The organism is Rhodococcus sp. NPDC056960 (assembly GCF_042674125.1).
Classification (GTDB): Bacteria; Actinomycetota; Actinomycetes; order Mycobacteriales; family Mycobacteriaceae; genus Rhodococcus_F.
The window spans coordinates 64,803-81,251 of record NZ_JBHURF010000031.1 but is presented as its reverse complement, the minus strand read 5'-3'; the positions used below and the strand labels follow the sequence as shown (position 1 = coordinate 81,251).

The following is a 16,449-nucleotide window of genomic DNA, read 5'->3' as shown; positions in this document are numbered from 1 at the left end:
TCCTCGCCGGCGATCAAGCGTCGACGACGAGCGGGGTGCGCGGCGTGGAGCAGCACAGGAGGATCTTGTTCTGGGCGATCTCCTTCGGACGGATACCGCCGTTGTGCTGCATGTCGACCTCTCCGGAGACCAGTGTGACCTTGCAGGTCCCGCACAGGCCCTGACCGCAGGAGGACGGCATGTTCAGTCCCGCCTTGGTCGCGGCGTCGAGCACCGGCGTCCCCGTGGCGCAGCGGATCGTCGTGTTGCTCTTGGTGAATTCGACGTCGAAGCCGGTGTCGGTCTCGCTGTCGTCGCCGCCGGCGAGGATCACGTCGGCATCGCCGGCGTCGACGGCCTCGGAGTCGGAGAGCAACTCGTCGAGGACGAAGCTTTCCTGGTGGTGCCGGTCCATGTCGAAGCCGGCGTTCGACAGCAGCGACTTGACCGCGGCCATGTAGGGTCCCGGCCCGCACACGAACACTTCCCGATCGCGGAAGTCCGGGCAGATCTGCGTCAGCGTCTCGACGGTGAGCCGGCCCCGGTGACCCTCCCACGCCTCGGTGGGCGCATCGGTCTCGCAGACGTGCGCGACCTGCACGGACGGCGACGCCGCCGCGATGTCCGCGAGCTCCCGGCGGAAGACGATGTCGATGGGCGTGCGGGCACTGTGCACGAACACCACATCGGTGTCCTGGGAGAGATCGTGCAGGGTCCGGAGCATCGACATCACCGGTGTGATACCGCTGCCGCCGGAGAGGAACAGATACTTGTCGGCCGGGTAGTCGGCGCAGGTGAACTGTCCCAGCGGGCCGCGGGCGTTGATGCTCTGACCCGGCTGCAGATTGTCGTGCAGCCAATTCGACACGACGCCACCGGGCACCCGTTTGACCGTGATCGAGATCGTGAACGGCCTGGTGGGTGAGGAGGAGATCGTGTAGCAACGCTCGATCAGCGTTCCCTCGATCTCCACGCCGATGGTGATGAACTGACCGGGTTCGTAGTCGAACCGCCGCGGCGCGAGGGCCTCGAAGACGAAGGTGGTCACGTCGTGGGTGACGGCGTGGCGCCGCCGGCACACGAGAATGGTGTCTGTCTCGTCGTCCCAGGCGGGGCGCGCGCCCCAGGCGACGAGTTGGGTGGGTGATTCCTGCACGATGGTCATTCTGCGAGGTGCTTCCGGAGTCGGCCGATGTACCAGTTGATGAAGGCCTCGACCTGGTACTCGGAGGGGCTGTAGGGGCCGGGGATGTAGGCCGGGCTGAGCAGGCCCTGATGGGCGCGCTCGACGAATCCGGCGTCCTGTTCATTGGTGGCACGCCACACCGAGGTGAGGTTGTCGATGTCGTAGTCCACGCCTTCGACGGCATCCGGGTGAACCAGCCAGGTGGTACGTACCAGGGTCTGGTCCGGGGCGATCGGGATCGCGCTGAACGTGATGGCGTGGTCGGCCATGAAGTGGAACCAGGCATTCGGCTGAACGTGGAATCCCAACCGCCCCAACTTCGGCGACGGGAAGTCCGCCATGAGCCTCTTCGAGGCAGCTGTGCCGTCGGGGGTGAAGGACTCACCCGCCTTCTCGAGCGGCACCCGGTCGATCCGGAATCCGGTGGGCCGGGTGTCGAGTTCCTCGATCTCGGCGTACGGCAGGGACAGCGTCTCGCACTTGTCCACCAGCTCCGCCATCGCCGTGACATAGCGGTCGCGGGCCGGCACCAGGCGGGGCGGCAGGTCGTCGAGGTCGAAGCCGTAGACGGGGAAATACGAGGACAGCAGCTCGGGATGACCACCGCAGTGGTAGCACTCCCGGTTGTTCTCGACCGTGAGCTTCCAGTTGCCGTGCTCGATCAGGTCGATCTGCTTGGCCACCTTCGCCTCCCGCAGGCGGTGCGGTGCCAGGTACGGCTCGACGGTCGCGGCGAAGTCGTCGAAGTCCGGCGGGGTGTCGTTGCTGATGCAGATGAAGATGAGACCGCCGACGCTGCGCGCGTGGACGCCGCGCAGGGAGAAGCAGCTCGGATCGAAGTCCGGCGCCTGCGAGTCGGCGAAGACGAGCTTGCCGTCCATTCCGTAGGTCCACTGGTGGTACCCGCAGACGATACGACCGACGGACCCGCGCTCGTCGTTGATGATCCGGGCGCCGCGGTGACGGCACACATTGTGGTAGGCCCGCACGTTCTCGTCGTCGTCACGGGTGACGATGATGGAGTAGCGACCGACGGTGACCGTCACGTAGTCGCCGGCGTCGGGGATCTCCGCCTCGTTGGCGACGAAGATCCAGGACTTGGCGAAGATCGCGTCGATGTCGAGGTCGTAGTACTCCTGACTGGTGTAGAAGGGCGCCTCCAGGCTCATACCCACTTCCCGACGTTCTACGAGCTGGCGCGGATCGCCCGCGGCTTCCTCGCGAGCGAGGTCGGGGTCGAACTGTGGCTGGGTGGGGGCACTCATGGCATCTCCAAGGGTGTCGACGGTGTGGGCTGGAGTCCGGATGACCAGGCTCGGAACTGACAGAGAACTGAATCGATCTGCATGCCAATAGCTTCCGTGCCTCTTCGGGATGTGGGGTCTCGCACCGATTCGGGCTGTCACACGCGATTGCTGTCACAGCCATTCCGGTATTCGGTTCATCGCGGTTGTTTCGTATCGTGAAACAGTGTCGCGATATGAAACAATTCTGATTCACGCCGGGGTGTGGTGTCAAGCACTCTTTTGCACCGGCTGCGGTCGGAGTCGCACCACATCGCGGGGCACGCGCCCGGATCGACCCTCCCGTCCGCCCGCATGCGGACGGGAGGACCGATCTTTCCTCACACAGGCGGATGCGTTCGGGCTGTCATCCAGATCACCCTGGAACCCAACCCGCAATCCTGAACATCCCGGCCCACCGCACTGGAGAGAACACCATGCATGACATGCACATTCTGAATGCCACGACCGAGCGCGACGGCATCGTCACGGGCGGTTCGATGACCGCCTTCGCAGCCGCGACCCGGACCGGCGAACTGCTCTACCTGTCGGGCCAGATCGCCCCGGAGCCGGACCGCGGTCCCGCCTCGACCGTCGTCTCACAGACCGAGGCCGCCTACCGGCAGGTCGAGCAACTCCTCGCCTCCCACAACCTGACACTGCAGGATGTGCGGTACGTGACCGGCTATCTGAACAACCCGGCCGACTTCGACGAGTACCACGCGACGTGGCGAAAAGTCTTCCCCGTCGACCCGCCTGCCCGGACCACCGTCGCCGCCGCGATCCTCGCCGACAACGCGCTGATCGAACTGTCGGTGATCGCCGCACTCACCACGCACCCCGGCGACTAGACCGTTCGACCAATTGCCGGAAACCTGTTCGACCACAACAGCTACCGCTGTCACCGGCACTCGAAACTGCCGCCTCCGCGCCGGTTCACCGCGGGGGCGGCTTCTTTTTGACGACGAAGAGGAGGGACGGACCATGACCCGACGGCCGCTGCTTCAGGTCCCGAGGCCCTGCACCGGCCAATGGGACTGGCAGCTCGAAGCGCTGTGCCGCTACCTGGACACCGACGTGTTCTTCGCCCGGGACAACGAGAGCAAACCCGCACGAATCCGCCGTGAACGCGCAGCGAAAGAAATCTGCGACGACTGCCCCGTTCGGGCGAAGTGCCGAGAATTCGCACTGTCGACCAGCGAACCCTTCGGCGTCTGGGGCGGCACCTCCGAAGCGGACCGCCGTGCCTTCGCGCACCAGCCCGAACCCGAGCGCACCGAGCGCCGGCCGCTGCGGATCACCGGGCAGTACCGCTCCCCCAGCATGCGGAGGTCCACCGAATCCGTCGACTGCGCAGCCGGATGACGAATCAGCGTACCCAGGCTTCGACAGTGCACGACAACACCTTTCGACACGAGTCCGACACGCCCTCGAGGAGGAGGTGCGCATCGAACCCGCGGCCGCTCAACCTCCAGCGTGAGCACAAACAGGGCTGGTTTTCCTCATACCGTCGGATGCCCTCGGGCTGTAACCCGGATCACACTAGAACCCTGCCGCACTTCGACCGGACCACCATCCGAGATCGCAACCAGTGAAGGACGTTCCATTGAAAAACATCACAACGGATGAGGGGTCATCGGTGCCATCGATCACCAATCCGGCCGCCGATCAGGGTAAGACGTCCGCGGCGTTCAAGCGCCGCTTCAAGTGGAGACTGCTCGCCGTCCTCACCGGTGGGATGTTCCTCGACGGCTACATCCTCGGGATCATCGGTCCGGTGACCGGCACGATGTCCGCCGACCTGGGCCTCTCCACATTGTGGGAGGGCATGATCGCCGCGGGCGCGCTGATCGGCATCCTGGTCGGCTCGCCGCTCGGCGGGTGGGCAGGCGACAAGTTCGGACGCAAGCCGCTGTTCCTGGCGGATATGGGTGTGTTCCTGGCCGCCTCCGCCCTCCAGTTCTTCGTCGACTCCGCCTGGCAACTGTTCGTGGTGCGACTGCTGATGGGTGTCGCGATCGGCGTCGAGTACTCGGTGGGCTGGCCATTGCTCTCCGAATTCGCACCGGCACGGCTGCGCGGCCGGCTGATGGGCGTGACGCTGATCGCCTGGTACGTCGGTTTCATGGTCGCGTTTCTCATCGGCCACGTGCTGAACGAGTCGACGAATCTGAGCTGGGAGGTCATCCTGGGCACGAGCACCCTGATCGCAGGGGTCCTGTTCGTCGGCCGGATCGGTCTGCCCGAGTCGCCGCGCTGGTTGTGGAGCCAAGGCCGCAAGGATGAGGCCCTCGACGTCGCGCACCGGTACATGGAGAACGTCGACGACATGGCGGATCTCGAACACGAGGACGTCCGCAAGGGCACCTTCGGGAGCCTGTTCACTCAGCACCGACGGGCCACGCTGTTCATATCGGTGTTCTGGTTCTGCGCGGTCACCCCGTACTTTGCGATCGCCACCTTCGCCGACAGCGTGCTGGACAAGTACGGTCTGAGCGGGGGCCTGACCGGCGGAGTCGCGCTCTCCGGGCTCGCCGTCGCCTCGGTGGTGCTCACGGTCCTGTTGATCGACAAGGTCGGTCGGCGTGTGCTGACGGTGCCGCCGCAGTGGCTGTGCGCCGGGGTCCTCGCGGCGATCGGCCTGTGGGTGGGTGCGCCGCCGCTCATCGTGCTGGTGCTCTTCCTCGCCTTCTCGTTCCTCTCCGCGATGTGCGGCACGCTCACGAGCATCTACCCGTCCGAGGTCTTCCCGACCGAGGTGCGCGGGATCGGCACCGGCTTCGCGGCCGCCGTCAGCCGGATCGGGGCGGCCCTCGGCACCTTCCTGCTGCCGTGGTCCATGAGCAACCTCGGCACCACGGTGACCCTGCTGGTCGCCGCCGGCATCGCCGCAGTCGGGGCAGCAGTGTCGCAGTGGCTGGCCCCCGAAACCAGGGGGAAGAGCCTGACCGAGACCGCCGCCGAATTCACGCACTGACCGAACATGCGATGCCCTCCCTCACGGCGGGCGCACGGCCCCGGGAACGTCGGTTCCCGGGGCCGCCGGCCGTTTCGGTCGACGGTCGGCGTCAGTTCCGATCAGGTGTCGCGGATTTCGACACGCCTGCAAGCGCTGACGCTCCACGCCCGGTTACAGTGTCGCTGTGAGCAGGTCAGAAGGTGCACGAGAAGGTGTGGTGCAGTCCGTCGACCGGGCGATATCGATCCTCGAGGTCATTGCGCGGAAGCGGTCGTCGGGTGTCACGGCGATCGCCGGTGAGTTGGGTCTGAACAAGACGACCGTCTTTCGTCTGCTCGCCACCCTCGAATCACGGGGCCTGGTCGAACAGAACGAGGACCGTGGTGAGTACCGGCTCGGATTCACCGCCGGGATGCTGGCCGCCGGTGCGGTCCGGCAACCGGACACTGCTGCCGTGTGCCGCCCGTACTCCGTCGAACTCGCCGATCGGGTCGGTGAAACCGTCAACGTCGCGATTCTGGACGGTTCCGATGTGATGACCCTCGACCAGGTCACCGGCGGGTCGTCCACCATCGCCAGCATCGATTGGATCGGCCGCCGGGCACCGATCCACGCGACCGCGGCAGGAAAGCTGCTTCTGGCGTACCTTCCTCCCACCGAACGTGACCGTCTCCTTCCCGACCCTCTGGTCCGGTACACCGATCACACCGTCACCGATCGTGCGGTACTCGACGCGCAACTGGAAGCCATTCGCGCCGAGGATGTCTCGTATTGTTTCGAAGAGAACGAGATCGGTGTGGTGGCGCTGGGAGCACCGATCCGCCGGCTCGACGGCGAGATCATCGCCTCGTTGAATCTCACCGGACCCACGTTCCGGGTCACCGCCGAAGTCCTCCCGGACCTCCGTGACGCCCTCCGTGAGACCGCCGAGCGCATCTCCTGGAAATTCGGCTGGTCCAAACGCGCGTAGGCCCCGGCCACGTGGTGGCGGGGCCGGTGCTGCGCGGACGCGGCGAGCCGACGGGTCAGGCCGTGCCGACGGGGCCGGGGTCGTCGAGTCGATAGGCTTCCAGCAAGCGGGCCAGTTTGATGCCGAGATGCAGGCTGAGCCGGTCGCGGCCGTCACCGAGATCGACGCCGGCGGTCTTCTCGATGCGAGCCAGCCGGGCATAGAGCGACGAGCGATGGATGTACAGCCGCTCCGAGGTGATCCGCGAATCGCCCGCGCAGTCGAGAAAGACCTCGGCCGTTTCCAGGAGATTCTCGGCGTCCTTGTGTTGTTGCAGTCGCCGTACCGAGTCCGGAATCATCCGGGCGCTGAGGTCGCCGACGGGCAGGCTCATCAGTGTGGCGTAGACACCGAGGTCCTCCCAGGTGCTGATCCGGGGCAACGTGGACAGCATGCTGCAGGCGTGTGCGGCGAGGCAGGCTTCGGTGTAGCTCTTGTGGCTGTGCGCGATGCTCGCCACCGGCCGGCCGACCCCGATGGTGCAGTGCGCCTCGGAGCCGAGTGAGCTGTCCGTTGCGGCGAGCAGCCGGGAGGCGAGCTGCCCCGGCAAGCGGCTGTCCGGCGCGAGACCGGCCAACAGCACCGCGATCTGGCGGCCACGAAGGACGAACAACGTGGTCCCTCGCGGCTCGGCGCGCACGCACCGCTCGATCGCACTGTAGAGACCGTCGCGGTCGATGCCCTGATGGGTCGGTGCCTCGTTGAGGCGCACGACGAGGACGGCGACGGAACCGCTGCGGGTGACGAATTCCTCGTCGTGGATCTCCTGCGCCGCCCGCAGTCGCGCGGCCTCGTCCGCGGAGAACAGATCGCGCATGATCGCCTCGAACTGGTTGTGCACGCGTTCACGCAGCACCAGCCGCCGGTAGAGCACCACCCCCGCATCGCGAGCGGCTTCGACGCCCTGGTCCATGGCTTCCTGGCTGAGGTTCTGATCCCGGTCGACGAGCGCCAGAAACCCGAGGGGCACACCGTGGTGACGGATCGGGACGATGAACCGGGGGTACAGACCCAGGTCCTCGTTACCCGGCACCCAGGCCGGGCTGTCGAGCTCGGTGACGCCGTGCCTGCGCAGATGCTCGACCGCGGGTGTGTCGAGGCCGCGTTTCATCACGGCCGTCACGCGCGCGGGGTCTTCGTCGCCGAAGTGCGCGCTGACGGCAAGCATGCGGACGTTCATGTCGTCGATCGCCACCGACCGTCCGATCCGGTGCGACCACGCCTCGACCAGTTCCTGTAACTCGTCGTTCTGTCCGGTGCCACCCCCGCGCGAGGACGCCAATTCCTTCGGACTCATCATCCTCCGAATCGTAGTGACCGCGGTCACCCCCGCGCATTCTCACGGCGTCGAATGAATGAGGGATTCTGTCCTCGCCCGTGAGGATGTGGTCGGCCCCCGGCCTCCGGCACTCTTCTATCACCAGCCGTGCATCGACGCGCAACAGAAGAGAGAACTCCAGTGAAGATCACATCCATCAAGGCAACACCGATCAACGTGCCACTCTCCCCGGGATACGTATGGAGCGTCGGCAACGCGCACGGGTACTCGAAGACGATCATCGAGGTGACCACCGACGAAGGCATCGTGGGTCTGGGCGAGTCACCGTCGTCGGCCTATGCCGCGCTGATCGAGTCGGATCTCGCTCCGGTGCTGGAAGGACTCGACCCGTTCGACATCGCGACCACCGAACAGACCGCGATGCCGGAACTGCGGTCGGGCCTGAACTTCATGGACGCCGGCCTCGCCCGCGCGTACGGCGGTATCGAGATCGCTCTGTGGGACATCAAAGCGAAGGCGCTCGGCGTCCCCCTGTACCAACTGCTCGGCGGCGCGGTTCGTCGCGACATCCAGTTCACCGAATTCTTCGGATACCGCGTCGGGCCCGATGACGAACCCGTGCTGAACTCGACCGCCGCCCTCGTCGACTACTGCCTGGAGATGAAGGAAACGCACGGCTCGACCATCTTCGAAGGCAAGGTCGGCTGCCTCTCTGCGCGAGAAGACGTCGCCATGCTCACCGCGCTGCGTGAGGCCCTGGGCGCCGATGTGCAGATCCGGATCGACGCCAACTACGGGTGGTCACTGTCGACGGCACGGTCGATCGTCCGGGAACTCGAGGACCTGCAGATCTGCAACATCGAGGACCCGGTGCTCGGCTACGAGAACATGGCGCGCCTGCGCGAGCAAACCTGGATTCCCTTCTCCACCCACGAGATCAACCTGCCGCGGGCGGTGGAACTCGGTGCTCCCGACGCGTTCGTCGCGAACTTCGCCAGCCTCGGCGGGATCCGCGAGACGATGCGCTTCGCCTCGGCGTGCGACGTGATGGGACGGGACTTCTGGGCGTACTCCGGAGACGCGGGCATCATGACCGCCGCCTACCTGCACCTGAGCGCCGCCCTGCCCTCGATGCGTCTGCCCCACCAGTCGCTCGGACGACTGGCGCCGTTCGACGTCGTCGCCGAGAACGTGCTGAAGCCCCACAACAACGTGGTGGCGGTTCCGGAAGGCCCCGGCCTCGGAGTCACCATCGACCCCGCGGCTCTGCAGAAGCTGCACCAGATGTACCTCGACGAAGGCGCGAGCGTGTCGATCAGCCGCGGTAAGCAGGGACTCTTCAACCGCCTGCCCCGCTACTGACATACCCGGCGGCTGGACGGGTCCGGCCGGTACGGGCCCATCCAGACCCGCGTCCGGGACGCGGGAACGGTTTCCTCCTCGGTGAGTGTCGTCTCGCCGACCGATCGATTGGTTCGACGCAGCGCATGACGACACGATCCGACAAGCATGTCTTCGACGAGAACGACGTGCAGGTCACTCACCACAAGACCTACGCCGCAGGCGTTCCGGCGGTACTCGTGTCGCTCCGACGTGGCGTCGAGCAGATGGGTGCGGTGCGCACCGCCCGCACCTTCCTGCGGCTGAACCAGCGACACGGGTTCGACTGCCCGGGCTGTGCGTGGCCGGAGACCCCCGGACACCGCAAGGCGGCGGAGTTCTGTGAGAACGGCGCCAAGGCCGTTGCCGAAGAGGCGACCACGCGCACGGTGACGCCGGAATTCTTTGCCGTCCATTCGGTCTCGTCGCTCCTGGGGGAAACCGACTACTGGCTCGGACAGCAGGGCCGGCTGACTCACCCGATGATCATCCGCCCCGGCAGCGACCACTACGAGCCGATCGGATGGGACGACGCCTACACGGTGATCGCCGACCACCTGCGCGCCCTCCCCCACCCCGACGAGGCCGTGTTCTACACCTCCGGCCGCACGTCCAACGAGGCCGCGTTCGTCTACCAGTTGATGATCCGAGCGTTCGGCACCAACAACATGCCGGACTGCTCGAACATGTGCCACGAATCCTCCGGCAGCGCACTGACGGCGACCATCGGGATCGGCAAGGGATCGGTCTCGGTCACCGACCTCGAACACGCCGACCTGATCCTGATCGCCGGACAGAATCCCGGCACCAACCACCCCCGCATGCTCTCGGTCCTGGAGAAGGCGAAAGCGAACGGCGCCAGAGTGATCGCCGTCAATCCCCTTCCGGAGGCCGGACTGCTGCGGTTCAAGGACCCGCAGAAGGTCCACGGTGTCGTCGGCGACGGGGCACAGATCGCCGACGACTTTCTCCAGATCCGTCTCGGCGGTGATCAGGCCCTCTTCCAGGGCCTGGCCAAGCTGCTCCTCGACGAGGAAGACCGCCACCCCGGCACCGTCCTCGACCGTGAATTCCTGGACACCTGCACCGCCGGCTTCGCGCCCTGGGCCGAGCGCATCCGCACGGTGGACCTGGCCACCGTCGTAGAGGCAACGGGATTGTCGATCGAGCAGATCCAGCAGACCGCCGCCGCGCTGATCGCCTCCCGGTCCACGATCATCTGCTGGGCGATGGGCCTGACGCAGCACACGCACGGCGTCGCCACCATCGAGGACGCGGTGTCGCTGCTGCTCATGCGCGGCATGATCGGCAAACCCGGCGCCGGTGTCTGCCCGGTCCGCGGACACTCGAACGTCCAGGGCGACCGCACCATGGGCATCTGGGAGAAGATGCCCGAGTCCTTCCTCCAGGCACTCGACAACGAGTTCGGCATCACCAGCCCCCGCAAACACGGTCTCGACGCGGTCGACTCGATCCGCGCCATGCGGGACGGCACCGCGTCGGTGTTCATGGCGATGGGCGGAAATTTCCTGTCCGCCACCCCGGACACCGACGTCACGTCCGCCGCGCTGCGCAACTGCGCCCTCACCGTGCAGGTCTCGACGAAACTCAACCGCAGTCACCTCGTCCACGGCAGCACCGGAATCATCCTCCCGTCCCTCGGTCGCACCGACAAGGACATCCGCGACGGCCGCAAACAATTGGTGTCCGTCGAAGATTCGATGTCGGTGGTGCACCTGTCCCGCGGCGGACTCACCCCGACGAGCAAGCACCTGCGCAGCGAGGTCGCGATCGTATGCGAACTCGCCCAGTCATTGTTCGGGACGGACCATTCGGTGCCGTGGTCGGTGTTCGCCGACGACTACGACCGGATCCGCGACTCCATCGCCCGGGTGCTCCCCGACTTCGCGGACTTCAACACCCGGGTACGGCAGCCCGACGGATTCGTTCTCCCGCACCCACCGCGCGACGAACGCCGATTCGTCACCGGCACCGGAAAGGCCAACTTCGTCGTCAACGACCTCGAATGGGTGCCGGTACCCCCGGGCCGGCTGATCCTGCAGACCCTGCGCAGCCACGACCAGTACAACACCACCATCTACGGGCTCGACGACCGCTACCGCGGCGTCAAAGGTGGTCGGCGCGTGCTGTTCATCAGTGACGACGACCTGCACACCTTCGGATACACCGCGGGCGACCGCGTCGACCTGATCTCCGAATGGTCCCGCCCCGACGGCAGCATCGAGGAGCGTCGGGCCGGCGACTTCCGGCTCGTCCCGTATCCGACGCCGGTCGGCAACGTCGCCGCCTACTACCCCGAAACCAACCCCCTGATCCCCCTGGACCATGTGGCACGTGAGTCCAACACCCCCGTCTCCAAGGCCGTCACCATCCGGCTCGAGGCGTACCCCGGACGAGATCGCGCGTCTCGCCCACATCGCGGTGCATCGCCTCGGGGTGCGGGAGGTGCTGTTCACCGGCGGTGAACCGCTGATGCGTGCGGATCTCGGGCGGATCGTCGCCGGCTGCGCGGAGGCGGCGCCGGGCGCGGGAGAACATGGTGTCCGCGGACCGGTTGCCGGCGGTGCTGGGGAACGTTTCGACCCTGCGGAGGTCGAGCGGGAAGACCCGTCGGAGCCGGCGGAGCGGTGGCAGGTGAACGGTGGCCCGGCGACGGTGGGGATCATCGCGTCGGTGACGCGGTCGTTCTGCGCCGACTGTGATCGCACCCGCCTCACCGCGGAGGGCACCGTGCGATCGTGTCTGTTCAGCGACGCCGAGATCGACCTGCGCGGAGCGCTGCGGTCCGGGGCCGGGGCCGGGGACGAGGAACTGGCGTAGCTATGGCGTGGAGCGATGTGGGGCAAGTCGGCGGGACACGGCATCGACGCTGTGCCTGCGTGCGACACCGGACGCATCGGATCGGCGAACATCTCCGAGAAGTGCGGTATTGACGCCCACCCATTCGGCTTTTAGAGTTATGTTCAATAAATGAATCTTATATTCACTTATTGAACGGAGATGGGAGATGACACCTCGACGCATGCATGCCCATCGCCGCACCCACGACGACGTGGCCCACACTCGACGCGGACTCCGCCTTCGAGGTCGAGCGAATCGAAGTCGAACGCCATCGCAGGCGGCGACCGGGCGGGCACCGGGTCGGCGAATACGAAAGTTCGGCACCATCGAGTTCGACGTGTCCACCACCACCAATTGACGCCTCGTCCCGCTGTCCAATTGCACACGGGGAATGGCGAACTCGCCCGACAGCATCCCGCTGATCACCAGCGGCAGCCGTGGGCACAACAACAACGTCGATCCGAGAAATCCATGACCACAACCGAACTACCATCCGATCGTCCCGCCCCCACCCGCTGGGACTGGCGGGTTCACGGATCGTGTCGCGACATCGACCTCGACATGTTCTTCGCCCCCGACGACCGTGAGCGTAGGACCGTCCGCACCCGACGCGAGCGGCACGCCAAACAGATCTGCCGGCACTGCCCGGTACTCGTCGAATGCCGAACCCACGCCATCACCGCCGCAGAGCGCTACGGAATCTGGGGCGGTATGTCCGAGACGGAGCGGGCCCGCCTCGCTCGGCAGCGGCCGCCGGCGCACAGGCCTCGAGGGCTACCAAAACCAACATGAAGATCGTTGCGCGGCGATAGGCCCGCGAGAAGAGCATCCCGAAGGCGCCCTTGCGTGTGGGTTCGTGCCGACTCCCCTTGACAGGGTGTGATCCAGAACGCAATACTGATATTCAGTTTGAACGTAGCGTTCAATATATGAACGTATGACGAATCGTTCCGTCCCTCCCCGTTCCGCGCCAGCGTATGACCCGAATAGGAGCCACCATGCTCAGCACCATCGATCAGGCGCAGTACCGCAGCGTGATGGGCCATCTGCCGACGGGGGTGGTCGCGCTGTCCGGCATCACGGCGGGCGCGGAGTTTCCGTGCGGGCTGGTGGTCGGCACCTTCCAGTCGCTGTCCCTGGATCCGCCGCTGGTCAGCTTCAGTGTTGCGCACACCTCCACCTCCTGGCCGAAGGTCCGCGCCGCCGGCCGGTTGTGCGCGAGCGTGCTCGCCGCCGGCCAGGAACCGGTGTGCCGCGCCCTCTCCGGCAAGCAGCCGAACAAGTTCGCCGACCTCGACTGGTCCCTGTCCGACGCCGGGTCCCCCCGGATCACCGGGGCGCACGCGTTCATCGACTGCGACATCACCCACGAACTCGACGGCGGCGACCATGTCATCGTCATCGCCCGGGTCCTGCAGATGGACACCGGCCACGGCGAGCCCCTCGTCTTCCACAAGGGCAGACTCGGCGGCATCCGGGAACTCACCGCCGCCTGAACCACAAGGTCTCCTGCATGTGAGAATTACTGCCGCGCAGCAGGAATCGAGGCCCAGGAACAGCGTTCGACCATCCCGAAGGAAACATATGAAGATTTATGGTGAAAGCAACCGAAGCAGCGGTCTGCACACCCCGCTCCTGACGCTCGACGACGGCCGCATCCATCCCGGTGCCTGGGTCAGCTTCCGCGACCCGGCTGTCATCGACATCTTGGCCGCCGAGTCCTTCGACTGGGTCTGCATCGACGGTCAGCACGGCGGGCCGGAAGTATCCGAACTGCAGCCCCTCATCGAGGCTGCACACGTGTTCTCCGTTCCGTCGATCGTCCGCGTACCCGGCCACGACATGGGAACCATCGGGCGGGTCCTCGACGCGGGAGCCGGAGGCATCATCTTCCCCACCGTCGAGGACGCAGCGACGGCGACGTCCCTGACCGCCGCGTGCCGCTTTCCTCCGCGCGGCAAGCGCAGCTACGGACCCACCCGGCGCAGCCCCCGGTATGCGAAGCAGATTCCCGGCCGCCCGCAGGAGGACACGTTGTGCATCCTGATGATCGAGACGGTCGACGGCCTGGCCAACCTCGACAAGATCCTCGCCACCGGTCCGGACGGCATCTTCGTCGGGCCGTACGACCTGGCACTGAGCCTGGGCACGACCCTCGAGAAACTCACCAGCGGCGGTGAGGACGGGATCTTGGCCGATATCGCACGCCGGTGCACCGCAGCCGGTGTCGTGCCGGGCATCTATGCCGGAGAACTCGGGCTGGCCGAGAAGATGGCCGACCTCGGCTACCGCTTCATGCCGACCGCATCGGACACCGGCCTGCTTGCCGTGGCAGCTCGCACTGCGGTTGCCGCTGCCACGCGACTCGCGGACCCGCTCGGCGTGAGCTGAGCTTCAGGACCGATGCGCCACCTGGCCACGGCGGATGGCCCTATCGCTAGCGGTATCCGATTGCCCGCAGCGGGCGTGGGGTTCCCGACGACGCTGTGGTGCCACCGTCGACGGGGATGATCGCACCGGTGATATAGCCTGCATCCGGACCGGCGAGGTACAACGCCAGTCGCGCAACGTCTTCCGGTACGCCCGCCCGGTTCGCCGGCACCCGGTTCATCAAGGCATGCGAGAATTCGGTGTCGTCGAGGCGGGACCGGGTCTGCTGGGTCGCGATGAAACCGGGGGCGATGGCATTGACCCGGATCCCCCGGTCGCCGAGATCCAACGCCAGACTCTGCACCATGGTGTTGACGCCGCCCTTCGTGGCGTTGTACGCGAACTGGCCCCAGTCGCCACCGAGCCCCGCGATCGAAGAGATCGCAATCAGGTTTCCCCGGCTGGCGGCCAGCGCCGGAACCGTCGCGCGCGCAACGTGAATGAGACCGTCTAGGTTGACCGATCGCATACGGTCCCAGGCACGGTGATCGAAGTCGTCGATCACACTCGGCTCACTCGACCCCGCGTTGTTCACCACGACGTCGATCCGGCCGAAGCGGTCGAGTATCGACCACACGGCGCTGTCGACGTCCGCCTGCACCGTGACGTCGGCCGGAACCGCACAAGTACGTTCGGCAGGGAACCGCGCGATCGTGTCACCTAGAGCATCCGCCGACCGACCCAGCACACACACCGTCGCTCCCTGCTCGAGGAAGGCCACGGCGATCGCCCGGCCGATGCCGGATCCGGCCCCGGTCACCACCACGACCCGGCCGCCGTACGGGTAGGTGGCCCAGCCAATGGTCATCGTCGAATCCTCTTTCCTCGGTGCCGGATCTATCTCGTGTGATGGGCGGTCCAGGCGTCAGATACCGGCCGATTTCCTCGCGGCCAGCAGGGTGTCGGCTGCGATCTGCAGTCCTTCGAGTGCGCTGTATGCGGTGTCCTCGTGCTCGATGTTGACGGCCATGTCGGGATCGACCTTGTGCAGGGCGGCGAGGAAACGGGACCAGAACTCCACGTCGTGCCCGTTGCCGACGGCGACGAAGTCCCACGCCGAGTCCTCGGGCCACTTGTTGACCACGTGCCTGCCGCCGAGGCTGGTGGGGTTCTCGTCCGCGGGAATGCGGGTGAACCGGTCGTCGAGCACGCCGTAGATCTCGCAGTTCTCGTTGATGCGAGTGTCTTTCGCGGCCGCGTGGTAGACCAGCGGTCCCAGCCACTCGATCGCCTTGACGGGGTCGATGCCTTGCCAGAACAGGTGTGACGGGTCCATCTCGGCACCGACGTTGGTGGCACCGATCTTGTCGACGAGACGCTCGAGCGTCGGCGGGTTGAAGACGAGGTTCTGGGGGTGCATCTCGATGGCGACCTTGACGCCGTTCTCGCGGGCGAGGGCGTCGATCTCCGTCCAAAACGGGACCGCGACCTCGTCCCACTGGTAGTCCTGCGAGTCGAGGTAGCCCGAATCCCAGGTGTTGACGTGCCAGGCCGGCCACTGTCCGCCGGCATGGGCGGCGGGCAGACCCGACATGGTGACGACCCGGTCGATGCCGAGCAGGCCGGCGACCTTGATGGAGTTACGCAGATCGTCGGCGTCTTCCGGGCCGACCTCCGGATCGGGATGCAGCGGGTTGCCGTTGCAGTTCAAGCCCGCGATCGACACGCCCGTTCCCTCGAACACCGCGAGGTACTCGGCAGGAGTGACTGTGCCGGACAACAGATCTGCCACCGGGATGTGCACGGGCGGCAGAAAACCGCCCGAATTGATCTCGATGCCTTCCAGGCCGAGGGACGCGATGGTCGCGAGCGCCTCGGGCAGCGGCTTGTCGTGCAGGATTGCGTTGTAGACACCGAGCTTCATCAGCTACTTCTTTCGTCGTGAACGGCCTGGAACCGATCGATCTTCGTCACCGAGCGCCGTAGCCCCTCGCGTCCACGCCGCGGACGTGGTTTGATCGGTCTACTTAAGCGCTTTAGTGACCCACTATCGGTCAACTCACACCCCGCGGTCAAGACCTCGCGGAAATCAGGGCGCCGGAGCTGGACGAACGAGGAGGTCGGCATCGACGAGAACATCCC

14 protein-coding genes and 1 pseudogene are annotated in these 16,449 nt (G+C 66.2%); 10 read left to right on the top strand and 5 right to left on the bottom strand.

Translation table 11 applies throughout. The features are described from left to right. Nucleotides 1-13: 13 nt before the first annotated feature. Both ACFTWF_RS36825 and ACFTWF_RS36820 read right to left on the bottom strand, forming a co-directional pair. The gene (locus ACFTWF_RS36825) at nt 14-1,144 is read right to left on the bottom strand and encodes an FAD-binding oxidoreductase (protein ID WP_378466005.1); all 1,131 of its coding nucleotides are present in this window, start codon (nt 1,142-1,144) and stop codon (nt 14-16) included. Then, a complete protein-coding gene (locus ACFTWF_RS36820) occupies nt 1,141-2,430 on the bottom strand; it encodes an SRPBCC family protein (protein WP_378466004.1) in 1,290 nt (429 codons plus the stop codon). The genes ACFTWF_RS36825 and ACFTWF_RS36820 overlap by 4 nt, the downstream gene beginning before the upstream one ends. Before the next feature lie 455 nt (nt 2,431-2,885). On the opposite strand from ACFTWF_RS36820, the gene ACFTWF_RS36815 reads away from it, so the two are divergent. From ACFTWF_RS36815 to ACFTWF_RS36800, 4 genes are all read left to right on the top strand, one after another. Beyond that, nucleotides 2,886-3,299, top strand: a complete 414-nt coding sequence (locus ACFTWF_RS36815) for a RidA family protein (RefSeq protein WP_378466003.1) — start codon at nt 2,886-2,888, stop codon at nt 3,297-3,299. A gap of 133 nt (nt 3,300-3,432) precedes the next feature. Next, nucleotides 3,433-3,813, top strand: coding sequence for a WhiB family transcriptional regulator (locus tag ACFTWF_RS36810; RefSeq protein WP_378466002.1), 381 nt, complete (start codon nt 3,433-3,435; stop codon nt 3,811-3,813). Nucleotides 3,814-4,186: 373 nt separating this feature from the next. After that, on the top strand, nt 4,187-5,425 hold the full coding sequence (locus ACFTWF_RS36805) for an MFS transporter (RefSeq protein WP_378466024.1): 1,239 nt from the start codon (nt 4,187-4,189) through the stop codon (nt 5,423-5,425). Between the two features lie 196 nt (nt 5,426-5,621). After that, nucleotides 5,622-6,377 (top strand): IclR family transcriptional regulator, encoded by a 756-nt coding sequence (locus ACFTWF_RS36800; RefSeq protein ID WP_378466001.1) that lies wholly within the window; start codon nt 5,622-5,624, stop codon nt 6,375-6,377. A 55-nt stretch (nt 6,378-6,432) separates the two neighbouring features. Here the strand turns inward: ACFTWF_RS36800 and ACFTWF_RS36795 are convergent, their stop codons facing one another. Continuing rightward, nucleotides 6,433-7,716 (bottom strand): PucR family transcriptional regulator, encoded by a 1,284-nt coding sequence (locus ACFTWF_RS36795; RefSeq protein ID WP_378466000.1) that lies wholly within the window; start codon nt 7,714-7,716, stop codon nt 6,433-6,435. Between the two features lie 159 nt (nt 7,717-7,875). Between ACFTWF_RS36795 and ACFTWF_RS36790 the strand changes: the two genes are divergently transcribed. The 6 genes and pseudogenes from ACFTWF_RS36790 (at nt 7,876) to ACFTWF_RS36765 (ending at nt 14,328) form a co-directional block, all read left to right on the top strand. Next, nucleotides 7,876-9,057 carry a mandelate racemase/muconate lactonizing enzyme family protein gene (locus ACFTWF_RS36790; protein WP_378465999.1) on the top strand — a complete coding sequence of 394 codons (1,182 nt, stop codon included), beginning with the start codon at nt 7,876-7,878 and terminating at the stop codon, nt 9,055-9,057. Nucleotides 9,058-9,182: 125 nt separating this feature from the next. Then, nucleotides 9,183-11,561, top strand: coding sequence for an FdhF/YdeP family oxidoreductase (locus ACFTWF_RS36785; protein WP_378465998.1), 2,379 nt, complete (start codon nt 9,183-9,185; stop codon nt 11,559-11,561). Next, nucleotides 11,488-12,051, top strand: a pseudogene (locus tag ACFTWF_RS36780) (hypothetical protein); the annotation flags it as partial. The gene ACFTWF_RS36785 and the pseudogene ACFTWF_RS36780, both read left to right, overlap by 74 nt. A 357-nt stretch (nt 12,052-12,408) precedes the next feature. Next, nucleotides 12,409-12,729, top strand: a complete 321-nt coding sequence (locus ACFTWF_RS36775; protein ID WP_378465997.1) for a WhiB family transcriptional regulator — start codon at nt 12,409-12,411, stop codon at nt 12,727-12,729. Between the two features lie 206 nt (nt 12,730-12,935). Further along, the gene (locus ACFTWF_RS36770; RefSeq protein WP_378465996.1) at nt 12,936-13,433 is read left to right on the top strand and encodes a flavin reductase family protein; all 498 of its coding nucleotides are present in this window, start codon (nt 12,936-12,938) and stop codon (nt 13,431-13,433) included. Between the two features lie 88 nt (nt 13,434-13,521). Then, nucleotides 13,522-14,328, top strand: a complete 807-nt coding sequence (locus ACFTWF_RS36765; protein WP_378465995.1) for an HpcH/HpaI aldolase/citrate lyase family protein — start codon at nt 13,522-13,524, stop codon at nt 14,326-14,328. Between the two features lie 46 nt (nt 14,329-14,374). Here ACFTWF_RS36765 and ACFTWF_RS36760 read toward each other — a convergent pair whose 3' ends face one another. Together ACFTWF_RS36760 and ACFTWF_RS36755 are read right to left on the bottom strand one after the other, a co-directional pair. Continuing rightward, nucleotides 14,375-15,175, bottom strand: a complete 801-nt coding sequence (locus ACFTWF_RS36760; protein ID WP_378465994.1) for an SDR family NAD(P)-dependent oxidoreductase — start codon at nt 15,173-15,175, stop codon at nt 14,375-14,377. Between the two features lie 57 nt (nt 15,176-15,232). Then, nucleotides 15,233-16,231, bottom strand: coding sequence for a sugar phosphate isomerase/epimerase family protein (locus ACFTWF_RS36755; RefSeq protein WP_378465993.1), 999 nt, complete (start codon nt 16,229-16,231; stop codon nt 15,233-15,235). Nucleotides 16,232-16,449 lie beyond the last annotated feature (218 nt).

Excerpts from the sequence above, each read along its gene's own strand:
- ACFTWF_RS36825 (WP_378466005.1), bottom strand. The coding sequence starts at position 1,144 with ATGACCATCGTGCAGGAATCACCCACCCAACTCGTCGCCTGGGGCGCG.
- ACFTWF_RS36820 (WP_378466004.1), bottom strand. The coding sequence starts at position 2,430 with ATGAGTGCCCCCACCCAGCCACAGTTCGACCCCGACCTCGCTCGCGAG.
- ACFTWF_RS36815 (WP_378466003.1), top strand. The coding sequence starts at position 2,886 with ATGCATGACATGCACATTCTGAATGCCACGACCGAGCGCGACGGCATC.
- ACFTWF_RS36810 (WP_378466002.1), top strand. The coding sequence starts at position 3,433 with ATGACCCGACGGCCGCTGCTTCAGGTCCCGAGGCCCTGCACCGGCCAA.
- ACFTWF_RS36805 (WP_378466024.1), top strand. The coding sequence starts at position 4,187 with ATGTTCCTCGACGGCTACATCCTCGGGATCATCGGTCCGGTGACCGGC.
- ACFTWF_RS36795 (WP_378466000.1), bottom strand. The coding sequence starts at position 7,716 with ATGATGAGTCCGAAGGAATTGGCGTCCTCGCGCGGGGGTGGCACCGGA.
- ACFTWF_RS36785 (WP_378465998.1), top strand. The coding sequence starts at position 9,183 with ATGACGACACGATCCGACAAGCATGTCTTCGACGAGAACGACGTGCAG.
- ACFTWF_RS36775 (WP_378465997.1), top strand. The coding sequence starts at position 12,409 with ATGACCACAACCGAACTACCATCCGATCGTCCCGCCCCCACCCGCTGG.
- ACFTWF_RS36770 (WP_378465996.1), top strand. The coding sequence starts at position 12,936 with ATGCTCAGCACCATCGATCAGGCGCAGTACCGCAGCGTGATGGGCCAT.
- ACFTWF_RS36765 (WP_378465995.1), top strand. The coding sequence starts at position 13,522 with ATGAAGATTTATGGTGAAAGCAACCGAAGCAGCGGTCTGCACACCCCG.
- ACFTWF_RS36760 (WP_378465994.1), bottom strand. The coding sequence starts at position 15,175 with ATGACCATTGGCTGGGCCACCTACCCGTACGGCGGCCGGGTCGTGGTG.
- ACFTWF_RS36755 (WP_378465993.1), bottom strand. The coding sequence starts at position 16,231 with ATGAAGCTCGGTGTCTACAACGCAATCCTGCACGACAAGCCGCTGCCC.